A 6,287-nucleotide genomic window follows, 5' to 3' on the forward strand; every position below is an offset into this window, starting at 1 on the left:
ACTTGGACGCGGATTAACGCGAGTAGAATTCGACGACCAGATGCGGTTCCATGATGACGGCGTAAGGCACGTCAGCGAGAGCCGGTACGCGAGCAAACGTCGCGGTCATCTTGTTGTGATCGACTTCGATGTAGTCAGGAACGTCGCGCTCTGCGAGTTGAACAGCTTCGAGAACGATTGCGAGCTGCTTGGACTTCTGGCGAACTTCGATAACGTCGCCAACCTTGCAGCGGTAGGAACCGATGTTGACGCGAACGCCGTTAACCGTGACGTGGCCATGGTTGATGAACTGGCGAGCCGCGAAAACGGTCGGTACGAACTTGGCGCGGTAGACGATGGCGTCCAGACGCGACTCGAGCAGACCGATCAGGTTCTCGGAGGTGTCGCCCTTGCGGCGGTTGGCTTCGTCATAGGTTGCACGGAACTGCTTTTCGCGGATCTCGCCGTAGTAACCCTTCAGCTTCTGCTTGGCGCGCAGCTGCGTGCCGAAGTCGGACATCTTGCCCTTACGGCGCTGGCCGTGCTGGCCTGGGCCGTATTCGCGACGGTTAACCGGGGACTTCGGACGACCCCAGATGTTTTCGCCCATGCGGCGGTCAATTTTGTACTTGGACGATTCGCGCTTGCTCATCGTATTTCCTTCTCAACAGTTTATACCGATCTGTTGCCAGATCGGATTAAGGAAACACGCCCTCCTCTGAGGTTCTGTTGAAGAACCTCTGACAGGCTTCTCACATGCGATATGGAGAGACCACGGGACATGTCGGTGATGTTGACCGCCGAACGTCAGCTATTTACTGCAAGGCAGTCAACGAAACACACCGGGCATTGCTACCCGGCGTTGGAGCGGCTTCTAGGGGTGCTTCATAAAAATGTCAACAATAAAACGATGAAAGCCTCTTGAAACCTGCGCCGCGCCTCCCATTTCATCTTGGTGATCAGGACTCGGGCCCCTCTGGCGTATTACCGGACAATACGCGATGTCGAGTCTCCAAGGTTGGGGCGTCGTCTATTTCTCATCACGTTCCCGACCATTGAGCCAACCTCGTCCGGACAAAGGTTGACTGATGGACTTTCTGTTTACGGATTTTCTCGGTACCCCCACATGGATGTGGGGCATTTTCATCACTCTCGTTTTAGGCCTCCTGGCGCTCGATCTTGGCGTTCTGCATAAGAACTCCAAGGAAATCGGCATCAAGGAAAGCCTGCTGATGTCAGGTTTCTACATCGCCATCGGCTTGGCCTTTGGCGGCTGGATCTGGTTCCAGTCCGGTCAGCAGCCGGCGATGGAATATGTCACGGGCTTCGTGGTGGAAAAAAGCCTGGCGATGGACAATATCTTCATCATCGCCATGATTTTTTCCTACTTCTCGATCCCGCGCCAGTACCAGCACCGCGTGCTGCTCTGGGGTATTCTCGGCGTGATCGTCCTGCGCGGTATCATGATTGCCGCCGGTGCTGCGATCGTCGAAAACTTCCACTGGGTTCTCTACCTCTTCGCCGCCTTCCTGGTGTTCACGGGCATCAAGATGCTGTTCTCGGCAGATCACGAGGAACAGGACATTGGCAAGAACCCGATCCTGAAGTTCCTGCGCTCGCGCCTGCCTGTCACCGAAAAGCTTCATGAGGAGCGTTTCTTCGTCAAGCAGCCCGACCCCAAGACTGGCCGGTTGAAGACCTTCGTAACGCCGCTTTTCCTGGCGCTTGTCATGGTCGAAATCGCCGACCTGATCTTCGCGGTCGACTCGATCCCGGCGATTTTCGCGATCACCACCGATCCGTTCATCGTCTACACGTCGAATATCTTCGCGATCCTTGGACTGCGCGCCCTCTACTTCGCGCTTGCCGCCCTGATCCACCGCTTCGCATACCTCAAATATGCACTGGCCGCGGTTCTGGTCTTCGTCGGCTCGAAGATCTTCCTGGCGGACATGCTGGGCATCGCAAAGATCCCGCCGTCCATCTCGCTCGGTATCACCGTTGCGATCCTTCTGACAGGTATCGTCGGCTCGCTGTTTGCTACGAGAAACGACAAGAAGGTCATCGACGAAGTTTAAAAGACTTCACCTTCAAGACCTGGAAAGGCGGGGCGACCCGCCTTTTTCTATGGGTGGATGACAGCGTAGCGATTTGGAGACTGACAAGGTCGACGTTATTCCGCGGCCAGGCTCACATCGCCGTCGGGCGCATCTGCATCGCCGGGCGCGGTCTTGGCGTCAAGCTCGGGGAAAGCCACGATGCGCTTGCCGGAAAAGTCCGCATGCACCACGACCAGTTCCTTTTCCTCAAAGTAGCCGAGCAGTCGTCTTGCGCGGCGCGCCGAATGAGTACCGTAGGCGCGTGCAATCCGCGCATCAGAGGGGCATGGCTCTTCGGCAAGAGCTGCCTTCACCAGAAGCAGGAAGACGCCCTGCAGGTCATCGGAGACACTGCGGGAAAGCTCCAGAGCCTTCTGCCAATTTTCGCTTGCCGCCATTTCCACATCTACACCAGAGCGCGTAATCGCGATCTGGCGACGGAACTCCGATAGCGCCATCGGCGTGCCGGGAATACGGCGCATGCGGGCGCGAACGAGAAAGTCCTGATAGAGGACGGCGTCGGTGCGATAGGCCGATTGCGGGTCATCGAGGATTTCGGTCAGAACAGCCGTGATCTTTTCCTCGCGCTCTTCCGGCGTCAATTCCGGCTGGCTCGAACGTGAAGGTGGTTCGGAGGTCGGTGCGATGGCCGCTGGTGTCGAGCGCGAGAGTTCGGCAAGAATGTCAGTCGTGGGACGCGGCGCTGGCGGCGTACGGCGAACGGCGGGCCTGGTAAACTCTTCCGGGTCTGGCGTGAAGATCAAATCCTCCACATCCTGCGGCGCGTCCGGCAGCGGCATGAGTTTCGGCGACGAGGAGCGTGCCGATGTTTCCACCGGGCCGATAACGATCGGCAGCGGACGGCGCGACAGAGCCGGTCCGAGGGCGACGAAATTGCCGCGCTGAAGATCGCGGAACATTTCCGCCTGGCGACGGTCCATACCGAGAAGATCGGCGGCGCGCGCCATGTCGATATCGAGGAAGGTGCGGCCCATGAGGAAGTTGGAGGCTTCGGCCGCAACGTTCTTGGCAAGTTTTGCCAATCGCTGCGTGGCAATCACACCGGCAAGACCGCGTTTACGCCCGCGGCACATAAGGTTGGTCATCGCGCCGAGCGACGCCTTGCGGGCATCCTCGGTGACTTCGCCACCGACAGAAGGCGCAAACATTTGCGCCTCATCCACGACGACCAGAACCGGATACCAATATTCGCGATCGGCATCGAACATGCCATTGAGGAAGGCGGCGGCGGCGCGCATCTGCTGCTCGATATCCAGCCCCTCCAGCGTGAGCACGCAGGAGACACGGTGCTGGCGAATGCGGTTGGCAATCCCTGCAAGTTCGGCTTCGGTGCGCTCCCCATCCACCACAACATGACCGAACTTGTCGGCCAGCGTGACGAAATCACCTTCGGGATCGATGATGACCTGTTGCACCCAAGGGGCCGATTGCTCCAGCAAACGGCGCAGCAGATGCGACTTTCCGGAACCGGAATTGCCCTGCACCAGCAAACGCGTGGCGAGCAGTTCCTCAATATCGAGCTTGGCACTCTGCCCGCCCGAAAGCGTTCCCATGTCGATACCGACCTGCACGTTGACCCGTCCCTGCACTGCAATGATCAAAAGCGCCGCTTTACCGCGCGGCGAACACTCTCTTTACCAAAGTTTTCCACAAATGCCCCGCCGCATCGCAACAATGCACAGGGAATTGCAGATCGCTCTCACGCGTTGCCGGATGGCGCACGACCGAAAGACAGCCGGCGGCCGAACACATTCAGTGCCAGCCCGGCAACGACAAGCGCACTACCGACAATTTCCAGCGTGGTGATGTGTTCGGCGAAGGCAAAGTAAGCGCCAAGGAAGCCGACGATCGGCACCAGCAGAGAAAACGGCGCGACGGTTCCTGCCGGATAACGCAGCAGAAGAAAGCTCCAGATCCCTGCCCCGACAATCGTCGCGCCATAGGCCATATAGGCAACGACGGCGACCGTCATCATGTTGGCATTTGCCAAACCTTCGCCGATCGCCTGCGGGCCTTCGAGCAGCAGCGAAAGCGCGATCAGCGGCAGAACCGGTGCGAGACTTGTCCAGGCAACGAAGGAGATCGCGTTGACCCGTCCGACCTTGCGATTGACGATATTGCCGATGGCCCAGCTGAAAGCTGCACCAACACACATGAGGAGAGGCACAAGAGCGGTTAGTTCCAGACGTTCAAGTCCGATCACCGCAAGACCGGAAAAGGCAACGGCGGCACCAGCGATATGGGACTTCAGCGGAATTTCACCGAGCATCGTCACGGCCAGCGCCATGGTGAAAAAAGCCTGCGACTGCATGACGAGCGAGGCAAGCCCTGCAGGCAGGCCCCACTTGATCGCCGTATAGAGCAGGCCGAATTGCGCGCAGCCCATGACCATGCCGTAGACGACCATGTGCTTCCACGGAACCTTGGGACGCGGCAGAAAGAAGATCAGCGGCACGGCTGCGAAGAGGTAGCGCAAGGCTGTGAGAAACAGCGGCGGCATATCCATGACGCCGACCTTGATCACCACGAAGTTGAAGCCCCAGAGAAAGACGGTGACCAAGGCAAGAAGAATGTGCGGCACTGACATTGATATATTCCAGAACTCGGCGCCGCACGGAATGGCGACGGTTTAAGCGACGGCTTTCTTCCAGCCCGCCGCGAGCAGTCCTGCACCGATCAATAGTCCGCCACCGGTGCGATTGACGACGCGCTGGACGGAGGGCTTGCGGATGGTGTTGCGGGCCGCACTTGCCAGCAACCCATAAAGAGCGGCGTTGCAAGTCGCAAGCACTAGAAAAGTAACTTCGAAAATAAGCACCTGCGGCCAGAACGGCAGGGTCGGCACCAGGAACTGCGGCAGGAAGGCGACGAAGAAGATGATGCTCTTCGGGTTCAGCGCCGTGACGATGTAGGTGTGGAGGAAGATCTTCAGTGGGCGTTCACGACCCGTCACGTCACCCTCGCCTTCAGCCGACGTGCCGACAGGCGCGCGCCAGAGCTTGATTCCGAGATAGATCAGATAGGCAGCGCCCACCCACTTCAAGACAGTGAAGAGAGCGGCGGAGGTCGCGAGCAGTGCACCAAGACCCAGCATGGACGCCGTCATGGCGGTAAAGTCGCCAAGCGCCACACCGGCAACGGTGGCGCTGCTTGCCTTGCGACCGTGACCAAGCGCGTAAGAAATGACCAGCAAGATCGTTGGTCCTGGAATGGCGAGCATGATGGCGGATGCGGCAACGAAGGCCAGCCAGTTTTCAATCGGCATAATATGATCCCCTCTCGAAATGAGAGTGAACTAAGCCACCCGCCATGAGGACTGGCAAGTGGATTTTTGGGTCGTAATACGCCTGCCAGAAAGTCGGCTCTTTGCTATTTCTCGCCCCACCGGTCTTTGAAAATCAGCTCGTCCAGCGGCAAACGCTGACGCCAGCCCTTCACCGCCAACTCAGGCTCGGCATAGAGTTCCGAGACATAGCCGACGCAGAGCCATGCGACGATTTCGATATGCTCAGGGATACCCAGGATCTTTCGAATATCGTCGTCATGGAAGATGCTGACCCAACCGACGCCGACCCCTTCGGCGCGTGCCGCCAGCCAGAGGTTCTGCACGGCGCAGACAGTGGAGTAGACATCCATGCGCGGATTGTGCGTTCGCCCCAGCACGACATCGCCACCCCTTGTCGGATCGCAGGTGACGCAGATGGAGAGCGGCGCCTTCCGGATGCCCTCCAGCTTGAGGCTTCGGTAGAGCGACTGCTTATCGTCGGGAAACATCAAGGCCGCTTCCTCATTGGCGCGGCTGAAAGCCTGCCACACAGCATTTTTGATGTCTGCATCGCTGACGAGGGTAAAATTCCATGGCTGCATGAAGCCCACCGAGGGCGCGGCATGGGCGGCGGAAAGCAGCTTGTTGATCAGTTCATCAGAAAGCGGATCGGATAAAAACTCGTTGCGGACATCACGGCGGGTTTCGATGGCGCGGTAGACCGCAGCCTTTTCGTCCCTGGCAAATTCATAGGCCGGCACCGGGCCATGTGCAGTATCATCAGGTCGCATCGTCAATCCCCAACAATGCAGAAAGATGACGTGCGCGCCTTAGAGCGTCCTTTGTGCGTCCTAATGGACGCACAAAGGACGCTCTATCTTCTTTGATCTACGCATCGTGCTTTCCGAAAATCGATTTCGATT

At 58.3% G+C, this 6,287-nt stretch carries 6 protein-coding genes; 1 reads left to right on the forward strand and 5 read right to left on the reverse strand.

What is annotated here, in order from left to right; all coding sequences use genetic code 11:
* Window positions 1-13 precede the first annotated feature (13 nt).
* Complete coding sequence (rpsD, locus tag EYC79_RS23325) at window positions 14-631, reverse strand: 30S ribosomal protein S4 (RefSeq protein WP_062425433.1); 618 nt, start codon at window positions 629-631, stop codon at window positions 14-16.
* A gap of 436 nt (window positions 632-1,067) precedes the next feature.
* Between rpsD and EYC79_RS23330 the strand changes: the two genes are divergently transcribed.
* Complete coding sequence (locus EYC79_RS23330; RefSeq protein WP_112952470.1) at window positions 1,068-2,057, forward strand: TerC family protein; 990 nt, start codon at window positions 1,068-1,070, stop codon at window positions 2,055-2,057.
* 95 nt (window positions 2,058-2,152) lie between these two features.
* On the opposite strand, the gene EYC79_RS23335 is transcribed toward EYC79_RS23330, so the two are convergent.
* The 4 genes from EYC79_RS23335 to bluB form a co-directional block, all read right to left on the reverse strand.
* Entirely contained in the window at window positions 2,153-3,670 is a 1,518-nt protein-coding gene (locus tag EYC79_RS23335; RefSeq protein WP_165457111.1) for a helicase HerA domain-containing protein, read from the reverse strand.
* A gap of 128 nt (window positions 3,671-3,798) precedes the next feature.
* Window positions 3,799-4,686 (reverse strand): EamA family transporter, encoded by an 888-nt coding sequence (locus tag EYC79_RS23340; protein ID WP_062425435.1) that lies wholly within the window; start codon window positions 4,684-4,686, stop codon window positions 3,799-3,801.
* Window positions 4,687-4,728: 42 nt separating this feature from the next.
* The gene (locus tag EYC79_RS23345) at window positions 4,729-5,364 is read right to left on the reverse strand and encodes a LysE family translocator (protein WP_130979663.1); all 636 of its coding nucleotides are present in this window, start codon (window positions 5,362-5,364) and stop codon (window positions 4,729-4,731) included.
* Window positions 5,365-5,468: 104 nt separating this feature from the next.
* A complete protein-coding gene (gene bluB / locus EYC79_RS23350; RefSeq protein ID WP_130979664.1) occupies window positions 5,469-6,155 on the reverse strand; it encodes a 5,6-dimethylbenzimidazole synthase in 687 nt (228 codons plus the stop codon).
* Window positions 6,156-6,287 lie beyond the last annotated feature (132 nt).

Source organism: Agrobacterium cavarae, from assembly GCF_004310285.1.
In the GTDB taxonomy this organism is placed as follows: domain Bacteria; phylum Pseudomonadota; class Alphaproteobacteria; order Rhizobiales; family Rhizobiaceae; genus Agrobacterium; species Agrobacterium cavarae.

What these genes read in the sequence shown, in the direction of transcription:
- EYC79_RS23345 (WP_130979663.1), bottom strand. Translation starts at nt 5,364, where the DNA reads ATGCCGATTGAAAACTGGCTGGCCTTCGTTGCCGCATCCGCCATCATG.
- EYC79_RS23340 (WP_062425435.1), bottom strand. Translation starts at nt 4,686, where the DNA reads ATGTCAGTGCCGCACATTCTTCTTGCCTTGGTCACCGTCTTTCTCTGG.
- rpsD (WP_062425433.1), bottom strand. Translation starts at nt 631, where the DNA reads ATGAGCAAGCGCGAATCGTCCAAGTACAAAATTGACCGCCGCATGGGC.
- EYC79_RS23330 (WP_112952470.1), top strand. Translation starts at nt 1,068, where the DNA reads ATGGACTTTCTGTTTACGGATTTTCTCGGTACCCCCACATGGATGTGG.
- bluB (WP_130979664.1), bottom strand. Translation starts at nt 6,155, where the DNA reads ATGCGACCTGATGATACTGCACATGGCCCGGTGCCGGCCTATGAATTT.